Annotated in this window: 20 protein-coding genes; 10 read left to right on the forward strand and 10 right to left on the reverse strand. The window is 69.0% G+C overall.

The features are described from left to right. Positions 1 to 22: 22 nt before the first annotated feature. Positions 23 to 577, reverse strand: coding sequence for a nucleoside 2-deoxyribosyltransferase (locus tag QTH86_RS02935; protein ID WP_286646156.1), 555 nt, complete (start codon positions 575 to 577; stop codon positions 23 to 25). Positions 578 to 675: 98 nt separating this feature from the next. Here QTH86_RS02935 and QTH86_RS02940 point away from each other — a divergent pair, with 98 nt between their 5' ends. Both QTH86_RS02940 and QTH86_RS02945 read left to right on the forward strand, forming a co-directional pair. After that, positions 676 to 1,719 carry an aliphatic amidase gene (locus QTH86_RS02940; protein ID WP_286646155.1) on the forward strand — a complete coding sequence of 348 codons (1,044 nt, stop codon included), beginning with the start codon at positions 676 to 678 and terminating at the stop codon, positions 1,717 to 1,719. Positions 1,720 to 1,916: 197 nt separating this feature from the next. Continuing rightward, on the forward strand, positions 1,917 to 2,375 hold the full coding sequence (locus QTH86_RS02945) for a hypothetical protein (protein WP_286646154.1): 459 nt from the start codon (positions 1,917 to 1,919) through the stop codon (positions 2,373 to 2,375). A gap of 38 nt (positions 2,376 to 2,413) precedes the next feature. Here QTH86_RS02945 and QTH86_RS02950 read toward each other — a convergent pair whose 3' ends face one another. The 5 genes from QTH86_RS02950 to QTH86_RS02970 all read right to left on the reverse strand — a co-directional run bounded on the left by QTH86_RS02950 (position 2,414) and on the right by QTH86_RS02970 (position 7,402). Next, the gene (locus QTH86_RS02950) at positions 2,414 to 3,550 is read right to left on the reverse strand and encodes an ABC transporter substrate-binding protein (protein ID WP_286646153.1); all 1,137 of its coding nucleotides are present in this window, start codon (positions 3,548 to 3,550) and stop codon (positions 2,414 to 2,416) included. Positions 3,551 to 3,641: 91 nt separating this feature from the next. Beyond that, a complete protein-coding gene (gene trmB / locus QTH86_RS02955) occupies positions 3,642 to 4,400 on the reverse strand; it encodes a tRNA (guanosine(46)-N7)-methyltransferase TrmB (RefSeq protein WP_286646152.1) in 759 nt (252 codons plus the stop codon). Next, positions 4,397 to 5,317, reverse strand: coding sequence for a tRNA glutamyl-Q(34) synthetase GluQRS (gluQRS, locus tag QTH86_RS02960; RefSeq protein WP_286646151.1), 921 nt, complete (start codon positions 5,315 to 5,317; stop codon positions 4,397 to 4,399). Before gluQRS ends, trmB begins: the two co-directional genes overlap by 4 nt. Next, positions 5,314 to 6,408 carry an NAD(P)/FAD-dependent oxidoreductase gene (locus QTH86_RS02965; RefSeq protein WP_353505992.1) on the reverse strand — a complete coding sequence of 365 codons (1,095 nt, stop codon included), beginning with the start codon at positions 6,406 to 6,408 and terminating at the stop codon, positions 5,314 to 5,316. Before QTH86_RS02965 ends, gluQRS begins: the two co-directional genes overlap by 4 nt. A gap of 40 nt (positions 6,409 to 6,448) precedes the next feature. Beyond that, positions 6,449 to 7,402 carry a LysR family transcriptional regulator gene (locus QTH86_RS02970; RefSeq protein WP_286646149.1) on the reverse strand — a complete coding sequence of 318 codons (954 nt, stop codon included), beginning with the start codon at positions 7,400 to 7,402 and terminating at the stop codon, positions 6,449 to 6,451. 142 nt (positions 7,403 to 7,544) lie between these two features. Here QTH86_RS02970 and QTH86_RS02975 point away from each other — a divergent pair, with 142 nt between their 5' ends. The 4 genes from QTH86_RS02975 (at position 7,545) to QTH86_RS02990 (ending at position 10,359) form a co-directional block, all read left to right on the forward strand. Beyond that, positions 7,545 to 8,246: a pirin family protein gene (locus QTH86_RS02975; RefSeq protein ID WP_286646148.1), complete on the forward strand. Its 702-nt coding sequence runs from the start codon at positions 7,545 to 7,547 to the stop codon at positions 8,244 to 8,246. Between the two features lie 104 nt (positions 8,247 to 8,350). After that, positions 8,351 to 8,788: a DoxX family protein gene (locus QTH86_RS02980; RefSeq protein ID WP_286646147.1), complete on the forward strand. Its 438-nt coding sequence runs from the start codon at positions 8,351 to 8,353 to the stop codon at positions 8,786 to 8,788. A 57-nt stretch (positions 8,789 to 8,845) separates the two neighbouring features. Beyond that, positions 8,846 to 9,400, forward strand: a complete 555-nt coding sequence (locus QTH86_RS02985; protein ID WP_286646146.1) for a flavodoxin family protein — start codon at positions 8,846 to 8,848, stop codon at positions 9,398 to 9,400. 41 nt (positions 9,401 to 9,441) lie between these two features. Next, entirely contained in the window at positions 9,442 to 10,359 is a 918-nt protein-coding gene (locus QTH86_RS02990) for a pirin family protein (RefSeq protein WP_286646145.1), read from the forward strand. A gap of 10 nt (positions 10,360 to 10,369) precedes the next feature. On the opposite strand, the gene QTH86_RS02995 is transcribed toward QTH86_RS02990, so the two are convergent. Then, positions 10,370 to 11,155, reverse strand: coding sequence for a sulfurtransferase (locus QTH86_RS02995; protein WP_286646144.1), 786 nt, complete (start codon positions 11,153 to 11,155; stop codon positions 10,370 to 10,372). 166 nt (positions 11,156 to 11,321) lie between these two features. Between QTH86_RS02995 and QTH86_RS03000 the strand changes: the two genes are divergently transcribed. Beyond that, positions 11,322 to 12,818: a DASS family sodium-coupled anion symporter gene (locus tag QTH86_RS03000; RefSeq protein WP_286646143.1), complete on the forward strand. Its 1,497-nt coding sequence runs from the start codon at positions 11,322 to 11,324 to the stop codon at positions 12,816 to 12,818. Positions 12,819 to 12,904: 86 nt separating this feature from the next. After that, on the forward strand, positions 12,905 to 13,951 hold the full coding sequence (locus QTH86_RS03005) for an Ldh family oxidoreductase (RefSeq protein WP_444813783.1): 1,047 nt from the start codon (positions 12,905 to 12,907) through the stop codon (positions 13,949 to 13,951). A gap of 27 nt (positions 13,952 to 13,978) precedes the next feature. Here QTH86_RS03005 and QTH86_RS03010 read toward each other — a convergent pair whose 3' ends face one another. Then, positions 13,979 to 14,413 carry a hypothetical protein gene (locus QTH86_RS03010; RefSeq protein ID WP_286646141.1) on the reverse strand — a complete coding sequence of 145 codons (435 nt, stop codon included), beginning with the start codon at positions 14,411 to 14,413 and terminating at the stop codon, positions 13,979 to 13,981. 264 nt (positions 14,414 to 14,677) lie between these two features. Between QTH86_RS03010 and dnaE the strand changes: the two genes are divergently transcribed. Together dnaE and QTH86_RS03020 are read left to right on the forward strand one after the other, a co-directional pair. Next, complete coding sequence (gene dnaE, locus QTH86_RS03015) at positions 14,678 to 18,193, forward strand: DNA polymerase III subunit alpha (RefSeq protein ID WP_286646140.1); 3,516 nt, start codon at positions 14,678 to 14,680, stop codon at positions 18,191 to 18,193. A gap of 97 nt (positions 18,194 to 18,290) precedes the next feature. Then, complete coding sequence (locus tag QTH86_RS03020; RefSeq protein ID WP_286646139.1) at positions 18,291 to 19,157, forward strand: cupin-like domain-containing protein; 867 nt, start codon at positions 18,291 to 18,293, stop codon at positions 19,155 to 19,157. Positions 19,158 to 19,181: 24 nt separating this feature from the next. Here QTH86_RS03020 and tolA read toward each other — a convergent pair whose 3' ends face one another. Continuing rightward, positions 19,182 to 20,168: a cell envelope integrity protein TolA gene (gene tolA / locus QTH86_RS03025; protein WP_286646138.1), complete on the reverse strand. Its 987-nt coding sequence runs from the start codon at positions 20,166 to 20,168 to the stop codon at positions 19,182 to 19,184. Between the two features lie 3 nt (positions 20,169 to 20,171). Then, positions 20,172 to 20,609 (reverse strand): ExbD/TolR family protein, encoded by a 438-nt coding sequence (locus tag QTH86_RS03030; RefSeq protein ID WP_286646137.1) that lies wholly within the window; start codon positions 20,607 to 20,609, stop codon positions 20,172 to 20,174. Positions 20,610 to 20,625: the final 16 nt, after the last annotated feature.

Raw genomic sequence — 20,625 nt, forward strand, 5'->3', positions numbered from 1 at the left:
CGAGTATCTCGCGCAGACGAGGTCAGCGGGCGGCGCGCAGGCGTTGCGCCAGCCGCGCCAGCGCGGCCTCGGCCGAGTCGGCAACCTCTGTCGAGCGGGTCAGCATCAGGTTGAGCCGCTGGCCCAGGCCTTCGACCATCACACCGCTGGCGCGCTCGCGGATCACCCCGTCGGCACCGGTGTCGCATTCGACCGTGGCGCACACGCGCTCGGCGTAGGTGCCGGGCGCCACGCCGTACACCACCACCGGTTTGCCCAGCGCGGTGGCGAAACCTACCTCGAACACCGTGCCCGAATCGGGCTCGTGTCCGCGGAAGGGCACGAGGTTGGCGATCACGCCGTCGGCCTCGCGGATCAGGCGCACGTTGCCGTCGTAGATGCGCTGCGCGCGCTCCTCGTCGCCCAGGCGCAGGTCGGCCGCGATGCCGCCGTCGGAGGGCGGCACGCCTTGCAGGCCCAGCGTGTCGCAGAAGGCAACGAGGCGCTCGAAGATCGCCTCGCTGTCGCGGAAGAAGACATCCGGGCCGGCGAGGTAGATGCGGGGGCGTGACGGGGCGGGGGAAGGGCTGGAAGGCATCGCGCCATTGTGGCGCTACGTCAATCAACGTATTCGGCAGGGCGGCGCCGCTTCGCAGAATCGATGCCGGTCCCACCACCCCACACGAGGTCGATGCCATGATCCACGGCGACATTTCCAGCAGCAAGGACACCGTCGGTGTCGCGGTCGTCAACTACAAGATGCCGCGGCTGCACACCAAGGCCGAGGTGCTCGACAACTGCAGGGCCATCGCCAAGATGGTGGTCGGCATGAAATCCGGCCTGCCGGGGCTCGACCTGGTCGTCTTCCCCGAGTACTCCACGCACGGGATCATGTACGACAGCGCCGAGATGTACGAGAACGCCGCCACGGTGCCCGGCGCCGAGACCGAGATCTTCGCCGAGGCCTGCCGCCAGGCCAAGGTGTGGGGCGTGTTCTCGCTGACCGGCGAGCGGCACGAGGCGCATCCGGACAAGGCGCCGTACAACACGCTGATCCTGATGAACGACCAGGGCGAGATCGTCCAGAAGTACCGCAAGATCATGCCGTGGGTGCCCATCGAAGGGTGGTACCCCGGCAACTGCACCTACGTGAGCGATGGGCCGAAAGGGCTGAAGGTCAGCCTCATCATTTGCGACGACGGCAACTACCCGGAGATCTGGCGCGACTGCGCGATGAAGGGCGCCGAGCTCATCATCCGTTGCCAGGGCTACATGTACCCGGCCAAGGAGCAGCAGATCCTGATGTCGAAGGCGATGGCCTTCGCCAACAACACCTACGTGGCGGTGGCCAACGCGGCCGGCTTCGACGGCGTGTACTCGTACTTCGGCCATTCGGCGCTGATCGGCTTCGACGGCCGCACGCTGGGCGAATGCGGCACGGAAGAAATGGGCATCCAGTACGCGGCGCTCAGCAAATCGCTCATCCGCGACTTCCGCAAGCATGGCCAGTCGGAGAACCATCTCTTCAAGCTGGTGCACCGCGGCTACACCGGCATCCTGAACTCGCACGAAGGCGACCAAGGCGTGGTCGACTGCCCCTACGAGTTCTACAGGCAGTGGATCGCCGATCCGAAGGGCACGCGCGAGAGGGTCGAAGCGATCACGCGCCGCACCATCGGCACGGCCGAGGCGCCGATCGAGGGCATCCCGAACGAAGACACGGCCCACCAGCACCGCTGACCCGCTCGCGCCCTGGCGCATCGACGCCGCTGCGCGGCCTGCCAGGTCCTGCGGCCACCACGAAACACGCTGTCCGCAGTAGGCCGTGCGCCGTATGGATGGCAACGACGCAACGGTGCAAAGTCGCCTTCTTTTTCGAGGAGCCGACTTGCCTCGAACCCCCGCGGTGGTTCCTCGCGCAACCAGGACGTCGATTCATGCACCCTGCGATCCGATACCTTGATCCCCTGGCGCTTCGCGCTGGCTTGGGCAGGCACGTGCGCGGGCTTCCACTGCTCGTCGCGTTGACCGTGGGCGTCGCTTTCGGCGTGCCCCTGGGATGCGCCTTGAACTCGGCATCTTCCAATGCGGCCGTACCCCATCGGCCCGCTTCGGGCGGTATCGCTGTGCGGCCCTTCGACGCCGATGCTTCGATGCTCGAGCCGTTGCGCGGCCGAGCGTCGAGCGGCGACACGCTCTCGAACCTGGCGCTCATCGACGTCCTGCTGGATCGGTTCGATGCGACGGGCGATCCCGGGTCGCTCTACGAAGCCATGATATGGATCGACCGGCGCTGGCTCATGTCGGGGGACGCGGAGGCCGCCCCCCGGGTGCAGGCGCGCTATTGCGGGCAGCCAGTCGTGCGGTGGCATCTGCTGTGCCATCCGGGCGAGTGACTGCAAGCACCGTCGACCGCCACCAGGCTCCGTTTTCCTCAGCGCACCACCCGCCCGTCCGCCGTCACGGTCACCAGCTCGATGCCCCAGGCCGCGTCGCGGGCGCCGGCGCGCAGGTTGATGCGGAAGCCGCCGACGTCGTAGGCCGTCATGCCCGAGAGGGTGCGCTGCAGGGCCGCGGCCGTGAAGGTGCGGCCGGTGCGGCGGATGCCTTCAGCCAGGGCCTTGGCGGCGATGAAGCCTTCGAGGCTTTCGTAGGTCGCCGTCTGGTCGGACGTGTCGATGGCGGCGTTGTACTCGCGCACCACGGCCACCGAGGTGCTGCGCGGCGAGGGCACCACCTGCGAGATGACCACGCCCCGGATGTCCTTGCCCAGCGCCAGGAAGAGGGGGTTGAGGCCAACCACCGAGTAGTTCATGAAGAGGCCGACGTAACCCGCCTTGCGCATTTCCTGGATGACCGCGGCCGTGGTCTGGAACAGCGCCGCCTGGATCACGACCTGCGGCTGCAGCTTGCTGAGGCTCGCCACAGCGGCGTCGACCGTCGTGCTGCCGGCCGGCACGAAGGCCGACCCGACCAGCGGCGGCAGTTTCAGCTCGGCGATGGCGTCGTTCACCGCCTGCAGCCCGGCGTGGCCCAGGGGGTTGTCCTCGGCCAGCACGGCGATGCGCGACTGGCCGATGGTGGTGCAGTGCCGCACCATCTTGAAGGCCTCGTCGGCCATGCTCGGGCGCACGTGGAAGACATGGGGGTTCGCGGCGCTGCGCAGCGTGTCGGCTGCGCCGAAGGGCGCGAAGAAGAGGGCGCCGCGCTGCTGGGCGACCGCGGCGCCGGCGTTGCTGCTGGCGGTGCCGACGAAGCCGAAGAGCAGGTCGGCGCCGTCGGCCAGCAGCTTCTGCGCGTTGGCGGCGGCACGCGCCGGGTCGGCGCCGTCGTCCACCTGCCGGAGGTCGATGCGCGCGCCGGGGTTGGCGTCGTTGAAGGCATCGACATACAGCTTGGCACCGCCCGCGAAGGCCAGGCCGATCTCGCTGGCGGGCCCTGTCAAGGGAACGGACTGGCCCCAGACCACACGCCGGGGCCCCGGCGCCGTCTGCGCGAGAAGCGGCGCCCCGAAGCCGCCACCCAGGCAGCTCGCGCCGTACGACAACCATTGCCTGCGTGAAATCGCCATGGATGCTCCTGGCCAAGGTAGTAACAAAAGGCTACGCAAGCCCCGTGCCATCCAGCGCCCACCGGGACGTGCCCGCGCGTGACGGGTCGGTTCAGCGGCGCGCGAACACCAGGTCCCAGACGCCGTGGCCCAGCTTGAGGCCGCGGTTCTCGAACTTGGTGAGCGGCCGGTAGTGCGGTTTCTCCGCCCAGCCGTCGGCGGTGTTGCGCAGCATCGGTTCGGCCGACAGCACCTCGAGCATCTGCTCGGCGTAAGGCTGCCAGTCGGTGGCGCAGTGCAGGTAGCCGCCGGGCTTGAGCCGATCGGCCAGCTTGGCCACCAGCGGCGACTGGATCAGCCGGCGCTTGTTGTGGCGCTTCTTGTGCCACGGGTCTGGGAAGAAGATGTGCACCCCGGCCAGCGTGCCGGCCGGCAGCATGTGGTCGAGCACGTCGACCGCGTCGTGTGCACAGATGCGGATGTTGGTCAGGCCCTGCTCGCCGATGCGCTTGAGGAGCGCGCCGACGCCGGGCTCATGCACCTCGCAGCAGAGGAAATTCGTCTCGGGCATCACGGCCGCGATGTGCGCCGTGGCCTCGCCCATGCCGAAGCCGATCTCCAGGACGGTGGGCGCCTCGCGGCCGAAGGTGGCGGCGAAGTCGAGCGGCGCGGCGCGGTAGGGCAGCAGGTAGGTGGGGCCGAGTTCGTCGTAGGCGCGCTGCTGGCCGTCGGTCGTGCGGCCGCCTCGTTTCACGAAGCTCTTGAGGCGTTGGCCATAGCGTGGGTTGGTCGCGGCCGGGTCGGCAGCGCCGGCAGGATCGGTGGGGCCCGGTACGTCGGGGGGGAGGTCGGTCGCGGGCAGGTTTGTCACGGGCGCGAATTGTAGAGATGGCGCCAGGGGCCGACCCAACCGGCCAGCGCATCGGCGGTCGTCGTGGCCGGCGTGGCAGGCAGTCCGAGCGCCTGCGCGGCCCGGTCGAGCGCCTCCAAGGCGGCGGCCGGCGTGCCCAGGTCGAGCGGCGTTGCGCCGTTCTGCTTGGAGAGCTTCTGCCCATCCGGCGCGAGCACCAGCGGCGTGTGCAGGTAGCTGGGCGTCGGCAGGCCGAGCGCGCGCTGCAACAGGATCTGGCGCGCCGTGTTGTCGGCCAAGTCCTCGCCGCGTACCACGTCGGTCACGCCCTGGTCGGCATCGTCGACCACCACGGCGAGCTGGTAGGCCCAGGGGCCGTCGGCGCGGCGCAGCACGAAGTCGCCGACCTCGGCGGCGACGTCCTGGCGTTGCGGGCCCAGGCGACGGTCGGTCCACTGCACATCGTGAGCAGACAGGTCGGACGGTGCCGCCAGCGGGTCGACAGCGAAGCGCCACGCACGCGCCGGCTTGCCCTGCAGGCCGTGGCGGCAGGTGCCCGGGTAGACCCGTTCGCCGTGACGCGTGTGCGTCATGCCGCGGGCCGCCAGGGCGGCGTCGATGTCCTTGCGCGAGCAGCCGCAGGGGTAGGCGCGGTCTGTCGCGATCAGCGCGTCGAGCGCCGCCTGGTAGCGCGCGGTGCGTTGCGTCTGCCAGACCGGCGTGTCGTCCGGCACCAGGCCGCAGGCGGCGAGCTGTCCCAGGATGTGCTCGCCCAGACCGGGCAGGCAGCGCTCGGTATCGGCGTCCTCGATGCGCACCAGCCAGCGGGCTTGCGGTCCGCGTGCGCGCACGTCGAGCCAGCTGGCCAGCGCCGCCACCAGCGAGCCCGCGTGCAGCGGCCCGGTGGGCGAGGGCGCGAACCGGCCGGTCGGCGTCACGCCACGGTCAGGGCCAGCGAGAGGCCGGAGAGAAATGCGTCCTCGACGCGGTGGCCCATGCACCAGTCGCCGGCCAGGCCGATGCGGGCCTTGGCGTCCCACAGGTGCGGCTTGCCCAGCGGGGCCTGGGTCTGCGCCTCGGGCCAGCAGCGGGCGCGGGCGTAGTTGGGCGTGGCGTAGATGCCGGTGATCTCGGAAAAGGCGCGCAGCAGCTTGGCTTCGACACGCGGCGCGTCGTCGCGCAGGTGTTCCTGCGACCAGGTCGGGCTGGCCTGCAGTGTCCAGCGCTCGACCGGGTCGCGGCCCGGCTTGGACGATTCGCGCGCCAGCCAGGCGACGCGGTGGTGCGTGCTGCGTGCCGCGTTCCATTGCGGGCCCAGGTGCGACATGGTCGGCTGGTTGGCCTGCGGGAAGGCGATCATCAGCGTCCAGCACGGCGAGGCGTGCACCTTCGCGATGCTGCGCTCGAGCGTGGCCGATACCTTGCTGCGGCCCAGCAACAGCCGCGCGCGCGCTGGCGGAATGGCCAGCAGCACGGCGTCGAAACCCGAGTGGACCGGCACGCCGGGGCCGCCTTCGGTGTGCAGCTGCCAGCGGCGGCGGTCGAGCGCGTCGGGCTCGATCTGCGTCACCTGCACGCCGGTCACCAGGCTGTCGCCCAGCGGTTTGGCCCAGGCCGCCACCACCGCGTCCATGCCCGGCTGGGCCACGTAGTGCGGTTCGAGCGAGGGGAGCGCGGCTTCGGCCACACGGCCGTGCGGGTCGAGCACACGCACGAGGTTGGCGCTCCAGGGTCGGCAAAGCTTGGGCACGGTCTGCAGCGCGAGGGCGAAGCGCTCGTCACGCACGGTGAAGTACTGCGCGCCGCTGTCGAATCGGCCGAAGGCGGTCGACTCGCTGGCCATGCGGCCGCCCGCGCCGTCTTCGGCCTCGAACACGGTGACCTGGTGGCCGGCCTGGACCAGCGTGCGTGCGCAGGCGATGCCCGCCATGCCGGCGCCCACGATCGCGAAATGCTTCGGCGCCGGGCTGGGGGTTCGGTGACGGTCGGTCGGTGCGGACGTGTTCATGACGGGTCTCTTTCTTCGAATGGCGAGCAGGGCGGAATGGCCGTCGACTCTACATCGGCTTTCAGCGGCCCCGGTGTTGCTCGAGCAGCGCGCGGCGCGTGCCTTCGTGCTCGAACTGCGCGAGCCACCATTCGAGCGCACGGCCCGGCCGGGCCGCGGAGCGCACCCGCCAGGCCAGGTGCATCTGGCCCACCGGGCGCACGCGTTCGGTCTGCAGCTCGACCAGGTGGCCGGCCTCGATGTAGGGCCGCGCCAGCGCCTCCGGCAGGAAGCCGCTGCCCAGGCCGTGCAGCTGAGCCGCCAGCTTGGCCTGCATCGTGGGCACGGTGAGCACGTCCTGTCCGCCGATCAGGTTGACGTTCATCGTCGGCCCGGCTCGCGAGGAGTCGGCCGCAGCCACGGCGCGGTAATTGCGCAGCGTGGCATCGCTCAGCGGCTGCGGCAGCCGGGCCAGCGGGTGGTGCGGCGCCACCGCGTAGACGAAGCGCAATTCGCCCAGCGGCCGGGTGCGGATGCCCGGTGCGGTAAAGCTCAGGCTCGATGCGTCGAGGACCGAGCCCACCGCCAGGTCGGCCTCGCCGCTGGCCAGCGCTTCGACGGTGCCGAGCAGCGTTTCATCGCGCAGCTTCAGGCGCGTGGGCGGTTCCAGCGCATAGAAGGCGCCGACCAGGTCGAGCATCGGGTCGCGGGCGATCACGCTGTCCATCGCGATGGTGAAGAGCGGCTCCCAGCCGGTGGCCACGCGCTTGACGCGGTTGGCCACCGCCTCCAGGTCGGCCAGCAGCCGCGGGGCTTCGCGCAGCAGCTCGGCCCCCGCTTCGGTGAGCCGTGCCTGGCGCGCGCTGCGGTCGAACAGCAGCACGTCGAGCGCGTCCTCGATCTGCCGCACCCGGTAGCTCAGGGCGCTGGGCACCATGGCCATCGCGCGTGCGGCGCCGGCGAAGCTGCCCGCGCGCACCACCGTCTGGAGCATGGCGAGGGCATCGGGGGTCAGCACGTCGCGGGCGCTGGGCATGGCGATCCTTCATTCAAAAAAACTGAATGATGCCATCAAATGCGGACGACTTTCAGGCGGCTCAGTCGCCCTAAAGTTCACCTCATCCGCTGCGCATACGGCGCGGCAATCGAAAGGCCCCGAGGGGCCAAGGAGTTCAACGATGTTGACGATTCGCAAATCCCAGGAACGTGGCTACGCCGATCACGGCTGGCTCAAGTCTTTTCACAGCTTCTCTTTCGCCGGCTACTACGACCCGGCCCACATGGGCTACGGCAACCTGCGCGTGATCAACGAAGACCGCGTGGCGGCGGGTGCCGGCTTCGGCACGCACGGCCACAAGGACATGGAGATCATCAGCTACGTGCTGTCGGGCGAGCTGGCGCACAAGGACAGCATGGGCAATGTCGAGAGCATTCCGCCCGGCGACGTCCAGCGCATGAGCGCCGGCCGCGGCGTGATGCACAGCGAGTTCAACCACAAGGCCGACCAGACCACGCACTTCCTGCAGATCTGGATCCAGCCCAACGTCAAGGGCATCGAGCCGGGCTACGAGCAGAAGCAGTTCGATGCGGCCGACAAGCGCGGTCGCCTGCGCCTGGTGGCCTCGCCGGACGGCAGCGACGGCTCGGTGACGGTGCATGCCGACGCCAGGCTCTACGCCGGCCTGCTCGACGGCGACGAAAAGGCCTCGCTGACGCTCGACCCGGCGCGCAAGAGCTACGTGCACCTGGTGCGCGGCGAGCTCGAGGTCAATGGCGCGAAGCTTGCGACTGGTGATGCCGCGATGCTCGAAGGCGAGACGCAGCTGGCACTGACCGCCGGCAACGACGCCGAAGTGCTGGTGTTCGACCTCGCCGCCTGAGCCTGATGTCCCCGCCGCTGCCCCTGGGCAGCGGCTTCTTCTGTTCGGCTGCCTTCGGGCAGCGGTTTCCTTGTTCTTTTTTCAATCCACTGAGGAGTCTTTCCATGTCCACCGTCACCGCCAACCGCGCCGCAGGCGTCACCACCACCGGCAGCCAGGATGTCGTCGCCCTGATCGGGCGCGTGCTGATCGCCGCACTGTTCATCCCGGCCGGCTTCGGCAAGCTCATGGGCTTTGCCGGCACCGTCGGCTACATCAGCTCGGTCGGGCTGCCGCTGCCGCAGGTGGCTGCCGCGGTCGCCATCCTGGTCGAACTCGGCCTGGGCATCATGCTGCTGGTCGGCTTCAAGACGCGCTGGGCCGCCCTGGGCATCGCGCTGTTCACGCTGGTCGCCACCTTCGCCTTCCACAACTACTGGGCCATGCCGGCCGACAAGGCCTTCGTCAACCAGCTCATGTTCTTCAAGAACATCGCCGTGGTCGGCGGCCTGCTCACTGTCTGGGCCTTCGGTCCCGGTCGCCTGAGTGTCGACAAGCGCTGAGCGCCGAATCCTGAATCCCTCCGAATCCCTGAATCCCGACCAAAGAAAACTCACACCATGTCCAAGATCGCCATCGTCTTCCATTCCGGCTACGGCCACACGCAGCGCGTTGCACAGGCCGTCGCCGACGGCGCCGGTGCAGAACTCATCACCATCGATGCCGACGGCAACCTGCCCGAAGGCGGCTGGGAAACGCTGAACGCGGCCCACGCCATCATCTTCGGCTCGCCCACCTACATGGGCGGTGCCAGCTGGCAGTTCAAGAAGTTCGCGGACGCCTCGTCCAAGGTCTGGTTCACCCGCGGCTGGCAGGACAAGGTCTTTGGCGGTTTCACCAACAGCGCCAGCTTCAACGGCGACAAGCAGGTCACGCTGCAGTACCTGAACACGCTCGCGTCGCAGCACGGTGGCCTGTGGGTCAGCCTGGGTCTGCCGCCAGCCAACACCAAGGCCGCCACGCGCAACGACGTGAACAACCTGGGTGGCTCGGTCGGCCTGCTGGTGCAGTCGCCGTCGGATGCCAGCGCCGCCGAAGTGCCGCAGGGCGACCTCGACACCGCGAAGCTCTACGGCGCACGCGTGGCCGCCATCGCGGCTAAGCTGCACGGCTGATCCACACCCTGATGCGCGGCCTTGGGCCGCGCCGCCCCACGATGAACGAACTACTCGTCCTCCAGCCCAACGACAAGGACCTCGGTGGTGGCTTCAAGGTCCGGCGTTTGCTGCCGGCCGCGAAGCGCCGTTCGGTGGGGCCCTTCGTGTTCTTCGACCACTTCGGCCCGGCCACCGAGACGCCGGGCAACCAGCACGATGTGCGGCCGCATCCGCACATCGGGCTGGCCACGGTCACCTATCTGTTCGAGGGCGCGATGATGCATCGCGACAGCCTCGGCAGCGTGCAGGAGATCCTGCCCGGCGCCATCAACTGGATGACCGCCGGGCGCGGCATCGTGCATTCCGAGCGCAAGCCCGAGCGCCTCATGGGCGCCGAGTATGTCAACCATGGCCTGCAGCTGTGGGCGGCGCTGCCGCAGGCCTTCGAGGAGGTCGAGCCCAGCTTCACGCACACCGCGTCCCGTGCCATTCCCGAGCGCGACGAACAGGGCGCGCAGGTGCGCGTGCTGATCGGCGAAGCCTTCGGCCTGGCCTCTCCGGTCAAGACCTTCGCCCCCACGGTCTATCTCGATGTCGCCTTGCAGGCGGGATCGACCTTCGTGCTGCCGGCGCTGGCGGCCGAACTCGCCATCTATGTCGTGGACGGCCACCTGGCCATCGACGGCACGCCGATCGGTGCGCACACGATGGTGGCGCTGCCGGACGGGCAGGGCGCCACGCTGACGGCTGCGGACGCCGTGCGGCTGGTGGTGATCGGCGGCGCGCCGCTCGACGGGCCGCGCTTCATCACCTGGAACTTCGTCTCGAGCCGGCGTGAACGCATCCTGCAGGCCGGCGACGACTGGGCGGCGCAGCGCATGGGGCACGTGCCTGGCGAAACCGAATTCATCCCGCTGCCCGGGCACCCCTTCAAGGTGCAGAGCCCCGAACCGGACACCGGCACCACGCCGGTCTGAGCCCCCGCGGTCAGTGCTTGCGCGCGAGGTCCGGGTCTTCGGCGGCCCGGGCGCTGGCGGCGTTGCCGGTCGCGCTCAGGTCGGGCGCCAGCGTGCGGCGACCGTCGAACACGAAGCAGTCGCCGCGGTAGTGCGCGCCGCCCACGTCCTCGAAGTACTTGAGGATGCCACCTTCGAGCTGCAGCACGTTCTCCACACCGGCTTCACGCATCAGGATCGCCGCCTTCTCGCAGCGGATCCCGCCGGTGCAGAAGCTCACCACCGTCTTGCCGGCCAGTTCGTCCTTGTGCGCCAGCAGGGCGGGCGGGAATTCGGTGAACTTCGAGATGCGCCAGTCGATGGCGCCTTCGAAGGTGCCGTGGTCGACCTCGAAGGCGTTGCGCGTGTCGAGCAGGGCGATCGGCTGGCCCGCATCGTCGTGCCCCTGGTCGAGCCAGCGCTTGAGCGTGGCGGCCTCGACCCCCGGTGCGCGGCCGGCCGCCGGCTGGATCGCCGGATGGTCCATGCGGATGATCTCGCGCTTGACCTTCACCAGCATGCGGCGGAAAGGTTGCGTGGCCGACCAGCTTTCCTTGGTCTCGAGCGTGGCGAAGCGCGGGTCGGCGCGCAGTTCTGCGACGAAGCCGCGAACCTCGTCCGGTGCGCCGGCAAGAAAGAGGTTGATGCCTTCGGGCGCCACGAGGATGGTGCCCATGAGCTGCCGCGCCCGGGCCGCGTCGAGCAGCGTGGTGCGCAGCGTGTGCGGATCGTCGATGGCGGAGAACAGGTAGGCGGCAATATTGAGAATCTCGGGCATGCGGGGATTGTAGAAACGCAGGCGTTCATGCCCGATGCACCGCGGCAATGAACGGGCCGTCGGTTGATGCCCGTCAATCGCCGCCCCGCCTCGGCCTCCCACAATGAACCGCCGGTGCGCACCCCTGCGGGCCGGCGCCATCGATCCGCATGGGACGCCTTCTCGCATGACCTCACCGGCCGCCACCTCGCCCATCCAACCACCCGCAGCGCGTGCCTCGGTGCCATGGGGGCTGGCCCTGGGCATCGCTGCCCTGCTGGTGGTGCTCGCATTGCCGCTCGGCGGCACGCTGCCGCCGGCCGGCCAACGGATGCTTGCCATCCTCGCGTTCGCGGTCGTGGTGTGGATCACCGAAGCTGTCTCCTACGAGGCCAGCGCGATCATCATCACCTCGCTGATGGCCTTCCTGATCGGCACGGCGCCGACGGTGGCCGACCCCGCGAAGCTCTACGGCACCTCGGCCGCGATCACGATGGCGCTCACGGGCTTTTCCAATGCGGCGCTGGCGCTGGTGGCCGGCGCGCTGTTCCTTGCTGCCGCGATGACGCACACCGGGCTCGACCGCCGCATCGCGCTCTACACGCTGTCGCGCGTCGGCACCAGCACGCGCCGCATCCTGCTGGGCGCCATTGCCGTGACGGTGCTGCTGAGCCTGGTGGTGCCGAGCGCCACGGCCCGCAGCGCCTGCGTGGTGCCGATCATGATGGGGGTGATCGCCGCGTTCGGGGTCGAACGCCGCTCCAACGTGGCCGCCGGCCTCATGATCGTCGTGGCGCAGGCGACCAGCATCTGGAACGTCGGTATCCAGACCGCGGCCGCCCAGAACCTGCTGACGGTGGGCTTCATGGAGAAGATGCTGGGTCAGCGCGTCAGCTGGATCGACTGGCTGGTGGCCGGCGCGCCCTGGGCGGTGCTGATGTCGGCGGTGCTGTACTTCACCGTGCTGTGGATGCTGCCGCCCGAGTCGGACCGCATCGCCGGGGGACGCGAGGCGGTGGAACGCGAGCTGGCAGCGCTCGGTCCGATGCCCGGCGCGCAGAAGCGGCTGCTCGGCGTGGCGGTGGCGCTGCTGCTGGCCTGGTCGACCGAGGGCAAGCTGCACAGCTTCGACACCACCTCCACCACCTATGCCGGGCTCGTGCTGCTGCTGCTGCCACGCTGGGGCGTGATGAGCTGGAAAGACGTGCAGTCGCGCATTCCCTGGGGCACGGTGATCGTCTTCGGCGTGGGCATCAGCCTGGGCACGGCGCTCTTGACCACGCAGGCCGGGCAATGGCTGGCCAATGAAGTCATCGCCCGTACGGGCCTGGCGTCGCTCGGGTCGCTGGGCATCCTGGCGGTGCTGTCGGCGTTCCTGATTGCGGTGCATCTGGGCTTTGCGAGCGCCACGGCGCTGACGTCGGCCCTGCTGCCGATCCTCATCTCCGTGCTGGCCATCCTGCCCGGCGACTTCAATCGGCTGGGGCTGACCATGGTGTTGGGTTTCGCGGTGAGCTTCGGCTTCATCCTGCCCGTCAATGCACCCCAGAACATGGTGTGCCTGGGAACCGATACCTTCAATGCACGCCAGTTCGCCCGGGTCGGCGGGGTGGTCACGGTGATCGGCTATGTCCTGCTGCTGGTGTTCAGTGCCACCTACTGGCGCTGGCTGGGCTGGACATAGGCGCGCAGGGCGGGCACTGTGCCGGTTCCCGCTTTTCGCGCATCACGCATCGATCCGACTTCTTCGAGGACACCGCTTCCATGGCCATACGCCTTTCGCTCGACGCGGCCACCCGCCTGATCGTCAACGTGCTGCACAAGCAGCAGGTGCCCGACGACATCGCCCACGATGTCGCCGCGCACCTGATCGAGGCCGACCGCGTGGGCTACGCGAGCCACGGCATCTCCATCCTGCCGGGCTACGCCAAGGCGCTGGCCGACGGGCAACTCGATGGCGCGGCGCGGCCCGAACGGCTGACCGACAGCGGCCCCTTCCAGTCCTGGCACGGCCATCACGGCTTCGGCCAGCACGTCGGCAAGCAGGTGGTGGCGTCCGCCATCGACGCCGCGCGCCGCCACGGCCACTGCGTCGTGACGCTGCGCGACAGCCACCACCTGGGCCGCATGGGCCACTACGGCGAGCAGGCGGCTGCGGCGGGCATGGTCCTCGTCGCCTTCACCAACGTGACCAATCGGCCGCCCATGGTCGCGCCCTTCGGCGGCGCCGAGGCGCGGCTCACGACCAACCCGCTGTGTTTCGCCAGCCCGCTGCCGGATGGCCGGCCGCCGCTGATTCTGGACATGGCGACCAGCGCCATCGCGTTCAACAAGGCGCGCGTGCTGGCCGACAACGGCGAGTCGGCGCCGGCGGGCGCGCTGATCGACGCGCAGGGCCATCCGACCTGCGATCCGGCGGTGATGTTCGCCAAGCCGCCCGGTGCGCTGCTGCCCTTCGGGGCCCACAAAGGCTATGCGCTGGGGGTGGTGGCCGAACTGCTGGCCGGCGTGCTGTCGGGTGGCGGCACGATCCAGCCCGAGAACCCGCGCGCCGGCTTGGCCACCAACCACCTGTTCGCCCTGGTGTTCGATCCCGCGTCGGCCGGCACGCCGGCCTGGCAAGCGCACGAGGCCGGCGCCTTCATCGACTACCTGCTGTCGTGTCCGCCGCAGCCCGGCGGCGAGGGCGTGCAGTACCCGGGCGAGTACGAGGCGCGCAACCGCGAGCGGCATGCGGCGCACATCGAACTGGGCGAGGGCAGCTGGAAGGCGCTGGCGGATCTGGCGGCCCGGTTGGGCATCGACGGCGCGGGCTGACCGGCACCGCGCGGGGAGCGCCTGTCTTCAAAAGCCTTCGGTCGTGACGGCGAAGCCGGTTCTGACCACATGGTCGACCAGGCTGTGCGTCTTGCGTGCGAGGCGCCACCAGCCGAGCGCGACCAGCGCCGCTGCCGCGGTGAGCGGCAGCGCCATCGGGTCGTAGAGCGCCGCCCAGACCGTCAGCCCGCCGAAGAGGGCCCAGACGATGGCGGCGCATTCGGCCGTGTTCTCCCGCATCAGCAGGAACGCCACGGACTTCGGATCGCCGTGCGCGCAGAACAGCCCGTAGACGAAAGCCAGCACCGCGGTGCAACCGATGCCGAGCAACTCGAGCCCCAGCACCGGTGCGGAGGTGTCATCCGCGGTGCGCAGGAGCGTGTGCATTGCGATGCACACCGCCAGGGCGGCCCCGACGTGGAGTGCGAAGGTTCGCAGCAGCCAATAGCACCGTACGAGCATCGCCTGTTCCTGGTGGGTTGAACGGCGCCGACCGGCAGCGCCTTTCGCATCGCAGCGCCGAGAAAATGCCTCGGCGTGTCGCTGATTCTGGATGGCTTTGCCCGGGCGTGCGGCCCTCTTTCGGCATAAGTTCACGCCCCCTGGGGGTATCGCTCGCGACCGATGCGAAATGGCGACGCCGCGCCGCGGCAAGGGATGCGACAGCACGGCCCTAACACAGGCCGGCGCACGCCGCCCGGGCGGCCGGCTTCCTACAATGACGCGATGTTCGTGCACCTGCGTCTCCACACCGAATTCTCCGTCGTCGATGGCACCAACCGCATCGACGAAGTCGTCGCGGCCGCCAAGGCCGACCGCCAGCCCGCGCTGGCCATCACCGACCTGAACAACCTGTTCGGCGGCGTCAAGTTCTACAAGGAAGCGCGTGGCGCCGGCGTCAAGCCGGTGCTGGGCACGGAAGTGTTCGTCGACGGGCTGGGCGAGCCCGGTGTGCTGACCCGGATCATCCTGCTGGTGCAGAACACCGAGGGCTACCTGCACCTGTCCGAACTGCTGGCGCGCGCGTGGACGCAGAACGTCGGCCGCGGGCAGGCGCAGCCGGCCTGCAAGCTGGCGTGGCTGCAGGAACTCAACGGCGGGCTGATCGCGTTGTCGGGGGCGCAGGCCGGCCCGCTGGGCGCCGCGCTGCTGCAGGGCCAGGCGGAGCGCGCGGCCGAGGTGGCGCTGCAACTGGCCGGCCTGTTCCCGCATCGTTTCTACATCGAGCTGCAGCGCGCGGGCCGGCCGGAAGACGAGCCGCACGTGATCGCCGCGGTGCAACTGGCGGCCCGGCTCAAGCTGCCGGTGGTCGCGACGCACCCGGTGCAGTTCGCCACCGCCGAGGACTACGAGGCCCACGAGGCGCGCGTCTGCATTTCCGAAGGCGAGATCCTGGGCAATCCGCGGCGCGTGCGCAAGTTCACGCGCGACCAGTACTTCAAGTCGGCAGCCGAGATGGAGGCGCTGTTCGCCGACGTGCCGAGCGCCATCGCCAACACGGTCGAGATCGCCAAGCGCTGCAACCTGACGCTGGTGCTGGGCAAGCCGCAGCTGCCTGACTTTCCGACGCCCTTCGTCAGCGAAGGCGTGCGCATGCCGATCGACGAGTTCTTCCGTCTCGAATCCTTCGAGGGTCTCGAAGCGCGCCTGGCGCATCTCTACCCGGACGTCGCCAAGCGCGACGCCGAGCGTCCCCGCTATGTCGAGCGGCTCGAGTTCGAGATCAACACGATCCTGAAGATGGGCTTTCCCGGCTACTTCCTGATCGTGGGCGACTTCATCAAGTGGGCCAAGGGCAACGGCTGTCCGGTCGGCCCGGGCCGGGGCTCGGGCGCGGGCTCGCTGGTGGCCTACGCGCTGAAGATCACCGACCTCGATCCGCTCGAATACAACCTGCTGTTCGAACGTTTCCTGAACCCCGAGCGCGTCTCGATGCCCGACTTCGACATCGACTTCTGCCAGGGCAACCGCGACCGCGTGATCGACTACGTGAAGGACAAGTACGGCCGCGACGCCGTCAGCCAGATCGCCACCTTCGGCACCATGGCCGCGCGCGCCGCCATCCGCGACGTGGGCCGCGTGCTGGACATGAGCTACATGTTCTGCGACGGCATCAGCAAGCTGATCCCGAACAAGCCGGGCAAGCCGGTGACGATCCAGTACCCACCGCCGAATCTGTCGGAAGCCGACAAGGAGAAGTACGCGATCGCCGCCGAGCCGCTGCTGGCCGCGCGCATCGAGAAGGAAGAGGAAGTGCGCATGCTGGTCGAGCTCGCGCAGAAGCTCGAAGGCATGACCCGCAACATCGGCATGCACGCCGGTGGCGTGCTGATCGCGCCGGGCAAGCTCACCGACTTCACGCCGCTCTACCAGCAGCCGGGCAGCGACTCGGCCGTGAGTCAGTACGACAAGGACGACGTGGAGGCCGTGGGCCTGGTCAAGTTCGACTTTCTGGGCCTGGCCACGCTGACCATCCTGGAGATCGCGCGCGAGTTCATCGTCCAGCGCCACAAAGGGCAGGAGGATTTCGCGTACGAGAACATCCGGCTGGACGACGTGCCGACCTACCGGCTGTTCTCCGACGGCAAGACCGAGGCCGTGTTCCAGTTCGAATCGCGCGGCATGCAGGGCATGCTGAAGGACGCGCGGCCGACCCGGCTGGAAGACCTGATCGCACTCAACGCGCTGTACCGCCCGGGCCCGATGGACCTGATCCCCAGCTTCGTGGCGCGCAAGCATGGCCGCGAGGAGGTGGAGTACCCGCACCCGGCCGTGGCGGAGATGCTGTCCGAGACCTACGGGATCATGGTCTACCAGGAACAGGTGATGCAGACCGCGCAGATCCTGGGCGGCTACAGCCTGGGCGGCGCCGACCTGCTGCGCCGCGCGATGGGCAAGAAGAAGGCCGAGGAAATGGCCGAGCACCGCGAGAAGTTTCGCGCCGGTGCGCTCGCCACCCACGGCATCACGCAGGAGAAGGCCGACGAAATCTTCGACTTGATGGAGAAGTTCGCGGGCTACGGCTTCAACAAGTCGCACGCCGCGGCCTACTCGCTGCTGGCGTACCACACGGGCTGGCTCAAGGTCCACTACACGGCGGAGTTCTACTGCGCGAACATGACCGTGGAAATGGACGACACCGACAAGCTCAAGGTACTGTTCGAGGACGCGGTCAAGAACTTCGGCATGACCTTCGAGCCGCCGGACGTGAACCGCGGCCGCTACCGCTTCGAGCCGGTCACCGACAAGGTGATCCGCTACGGGCTCGGCGCGGTCAAGGGCACCGGCCAGCTGGCCGTGGAAGCCATCGTCAAGGCGCGGGAAGAGGGCGGCCCCTTCACCAGCCTGTTCAACTTCTGCGTGCGCATCGACCGCCAGCGCATCAACAAGCGCACGGTCGAGGCGCTGATCAAGGCCGGCGCCTTCGACGCCATCCAGCAGAACCGGGCGTCGCTGGTCGCGTCGATCGACCGCGCCTTCGACTTCGCCGCGGCGACCGATGCGAACGCCGCCCAGGTCGACATCTTCGGCGACTGCGAGCACGGCTCGGCCGCGCAGGAGCCCGAGCTGGTCGAGGCCACGCCCTGGGGCGTGAAGGAACGGCTGACCTACGAGAAGACGGCCGTCGGTTTCTACCTGTCGGGCCACCTGTTCGACGAGGTGGCGCACGAGGTGCGGCGCTTCTGCAAGCGGCCGATCGACGAGCTGCTGGACGGTCGCGAGCAACAGGTCATCGCCGGCATCGTGAGCGACCTGCGCGTCATCAACGGCCAGCGCGGCCGGCTGGCGATCTTCAAGCTCGACGACAAGTCGGATTCGATCGAGGCGACGGCCGACCAGGCCGTGCTCGACGCCAACCGCAACACGCTCAAGGACGACGAACTCGTCATCGTCAGCGGGCGGCTGCAGCCCGGCCGCGGCGGCTTCGAGGCGCGCTTCCAGGTGCAGCAGGTCTGGGACCTGGCCGCGGCTCGCTGCCGCTTCGGCAAGTTCCTGCGGGTGGCGGTCAACGGCAAGGCGCCGGACATCGCCCGCCTGGTGAAGGACTTTCCGCCGCGCGTCGAGGTGAGCGAGGCGGGCGAGCTGCGCAACGGGTTGCCGGTACGCCTTTCGCTGGCGCGCAACGGCGCGCAGGTGGAACTGCAACTGGGCGACAGCGCCAAGTTCTTTCCGACCGACGCGGCGCTGGCCAGCTGGACCGCGCAGGCCGAGGCCGGCAAGGCGGCCGTCATCTACGACTGAGGGTGGCCGACGGCCCCGTGGCCTTGTATTTATCAATAAAAAGTATTACATTCGTCGCCCGTTGTAACAGGCCCGCCGCTGCCTAAAGAGGACGTCCATGCAGTGTTTCGAAGACAGCCCCGTGCTCGACCAATTGGACCGGGAGGCCTTCAAGTTCAAGCACAAGCTCATGGGGCATCCGGCGCTGAGCCTGGAAAACCTGCAGCGGGTGATTCCATCGCTTCCCCAGGAACGCGTCATGTACTCCAAGGCGCTGCTGCAGAAGGGCGATGACTTCGAGGCGACCTTCAAGCAGCGCCCGGCCGACCGCACGATCGAGCAAACCATCGAGAGCATCCGCGTGAGCGATGGCTATGTGATGGTGCAGGGACCGGAGGTCGATCCGTCGTTCGCGCCGCTGCACCGGGAACTGCTCGCCGATGTGCAGACCCTGATGCGCCGCCGCGGCGTGGGCACCGAGGCGATCGACCCGCAGCTCTACCTGTTCATCGCGTCGCCCAACGCCGTCACGCCCTTCCACATCGACCGTTACTCGACCTTCCTGATGCAGTTCCGCGGCAGCAAGGAGGTCACGGTGTTCCCGCAGTGGGACGAGCGCGTGGTGCCGTCGGTCAGCCGCGAGGCCTATGTGGCTTATGCGAATTCCCGCCTGTCCTGGTCGCCCGAGGCCGATGCGCTGGGGACCAAGTTCGAGTTCGCGCCCGGTGAGGCGATCCACATTCCCTTCGTCGCCGGCCACCATGTGCGCAACGGCGGGGACGACGTGTCGATCTCGATGTCGATCATCTTCAATACCGCGCAGAGCATGGCCTGGCGCCGCGCGTTGAGCTTCAACCACGCCTCGCGCCGGGTGATGGGCCGCTTCGGCATCGCGCCTTCGCCGGTCGGGCGCAACCCACTGCGCGACAGCGCCAAGGCGCAGATCTGGGACGCGGTGGCCAAGGTGAAGAGCGCCCGCCGCTGACCTGCGCGGGCGCTGCAGACGGGCTCAGCGCTTGGGCTTGAGTTCCACGATCAGCGCCGGCGGCACGCGGCCGTCGACGTCGCGCGGCAGCCTCTCGGTTTTCTGCAGGGCGCGCAGCGCCGCCTGGTCCCAGGCGGGCAGGCCGCTCGACTTGACCAGGCGCGGTGTGCCCACGATGGTGCCGTCAGGCGCCAGGCGCACGTCGAATTCCGCCCCCGGGTTGCCGCTGACCAGGTCGGCATCGGGGAACACCACGTTGGGTCGGACGGCAGCGGCCACCTTCCCGCCATAGCTGCCCGACGGGCCGGAGGACTTGAGCGCGGTGCCCGTGGCGCTGTCGCTGCCGCTGGCGCCCGCCAGCCCCTGCATGCGCTTGAGGGTGGCGGCACGGTCGGCGGCGGCCTGCTTGGCATCGGCCTCCTTCTTCTTGGCGGCTTCGGCCTGCTGCTGTTGCTGCTTGGCTTCGGCTTCCTTCTTCTTGCGCGCTTCGAGCTGGGCCTTTTCCTTGGCCTCCTGGCGATCTTCGGCCTCTTCCTCGGCACGGCGCTTGGCCTCGAGTTCCTTCTTCTCCTGGGCGGCCTTGCGGGCGGCCTCGGCCTTCGCCTGCTGCTGCTTGGCCTGTTCCAGTTCGCGCTCGCGTTCCTTCTGCTCCTTGAGCTTCTTCTCGCGCTCGAGCGCGATGTCGGGCTCGCGTGGCGGCGGCGGTTCGGGCGCGCGCACCTGCGGGGCCGGTGGGGGCGGAGGCGGCGGTGGGGGAGGTGCCGGGGTGGGCGCGGGCGCCGGGGCCGGTGTCGGCGCGGACGGCTGCGACAGGCGCGGCGCGGCCTGTTGCACGGTGGTCGACCAGATCTCGGCTTCGACCGCATCGCTTTCCGGGTCGCGCTTCCAGTGCACGCCCCAGGTCAGCGCAGCGATCAGCACCACGTGCGCGACGAGGGCGAGCGCCACGGCACGCGGTGTGCCGCGTGTCGGTGGGGGAGCGAACTCGGGGCGGTCTGCTGCGAGCGACATGCCTTACTTCGCGCCCGTCGTCGTCACCGAGAGGCCGACGCGCTCGACGCCGGCGCGCTTGAGCTCGTTCATGGCCTTCACGACCGTCTCGTACTTGACCGACTTGTCGGCGCTGATGACCACGGGGCGCTGGGCGTCACCGCCCTGCGCCGCCTTCACGGCGGTCCCGATCTGGGTGAAGGGCACGTTCGTGCCGCCGGTGCCGGTCGAGGGGTCCTTCTTGACCTGGATCTCGTCGTCGGTCTTGATGACGATCTCGATCGGCTTGTCGGGCTGCTTGTTGGCACGGTCGACGCTGGGTAGGTTGATCACGCTCGGCGTGATGAGGGGCGCGGTGACCATGAAGATGATCAGCAGCACCAGCATCACGTCGATGAACGGGACCATGTTGATCTCGTTGATCGTGCGGCGGCCGCGGCCGCGGGAGGAAACGGATGCCATCGGGTCGGGTCCTTGT

Source organism: Variovorax sp. J2L1-78, from assembly GCF_030317205.1.
GTDB lineage: Bacteria > Pseudomonadota > Gammaproteobacteria > Burkholderiales > Burkholderiaceae_C > Variovorax > Variovorax arabinosiphilus.

What these genes read in the sequence shown, in the direction of transcription:
- QTH86_RS02935 (WP_286646156.1), bottom strand. Translation starts at nt 577, where the DNA reads ATGCCTTCCAGCCCTTCCCCCGCCCCGTCACGCCCCCGCATCTACCTC.
- QTH86_RS02940 (WP_286646155.1), top strand. Translation starts at nt 676, where the DNA reads ATGATCCACGGCGACATTTCCAGCAGCAAGGACACCGTCGGTGTCGCG.
- QTH86_RS02945 (WP_286646154.1), top strand. Translation starts at nt 1,917, where the DNA reads ATGCACCCTGCGATCCGATACCTTGATCCCCTGGCGCTTCGCGCTGGC.
- QTH86_RS02950 (WP_286646153.1), bottom strand. Translation starts at nt 3,550, where the DNA reads ATGGCGATTTCACGCAGGCAATGGTTGTCGTACGGCGCGAGCTGCCTG.
- QTH86_RS02970 (WP_286646149.1), bottom strand. Translation starts at nt 7,402, where the DNA reads ATGCCCAGCGCCCGCGACGTGCTGACCCCCGATGCCCTCGCCATGCTC.
- QTH86_RS02975 (WP_286646148.1), top strand. Translation starts at nt 7,545, where the DNA reads ATGTTGACGATTCGCAAATCCCAGGAACGTGGCTACGCCGATCACGGC.
- QTH86_RS02980 (WP_286646147.1), top strand. Translation starts at nt 8,351, where the DNA reads ATGTCCACCGTCACCGCCAACCGCGCCGCAGGCGTCACCACCACCGGC.
- QTH86_RS02985 (WP_286646146.1), top strand. Translation starts at nt 8,846, where the DNA reads ATGTCCAAGATCGCCATCGTCTTCCATTCCGGCTACGGCCACACGCAG.
- QTH86_RS02990 (WP_286646145.1), top strand. Translation starts at nt 9,442, where the DNA reads ATGAACGAACTACTCGTCCTCCAGCCCAACGACAAGGACCTCGGTGGT.
- QTH86_RS02995 (WP_286646144.1), bottom strand. Translation starts at nt 11,155, where the DNA reads ATGCCCGAGATTCTCAATATTGCCGCCTACCTGTTCTCCGCCATCGAC.
- QTH86_RS03000 (WP_286646143.1), top strand. Translation starts at nt 11,322, where the DNA reads ATGACCTCACCGGCCGCCACCTCGCCCATCCAACCACCCGCAGCGCGT.
- QTH86_RS03010 (WP_286646141.1), bottom strand. Translation starts at nt 14,413, where the DNA reads ATGCTCGTACGGTGCTATTGGCTGCTGCGAACCTTCGCACTCCACGTC.
- dnaE (WP_286646140.1), top strand. Translation starts at nt 14,678, where the DNA reads ATGTTCGTGCACCTGCGTCTCCACACCGAATTCTCCGTCGTCGATGGC.
- QTH86_RS03020 (WP_286646139.1), top strand. Translation starts at nt 18,291, where the DNA reads ATGCAGTGTTTCGAAGACAGCCCCGTGCTCGACCAATTGGACCGGGAG.
- tolA (WP_286646138.1), bottom strand. Translation starts at nt 20,168, where the DNA reads ATGTCGCTCGCAGCAGACCGCCCCGAGTTCGCTCCCCCACCGACACGC.
- QTH86_RS03030 (WP_286646137.1), bottom strand. Translation starts at nt 20,609, where the DNA reads ATGGCATCCGTTTCCTCCCGCGGCCGCGGCCGCCGCACGATCAACGAG.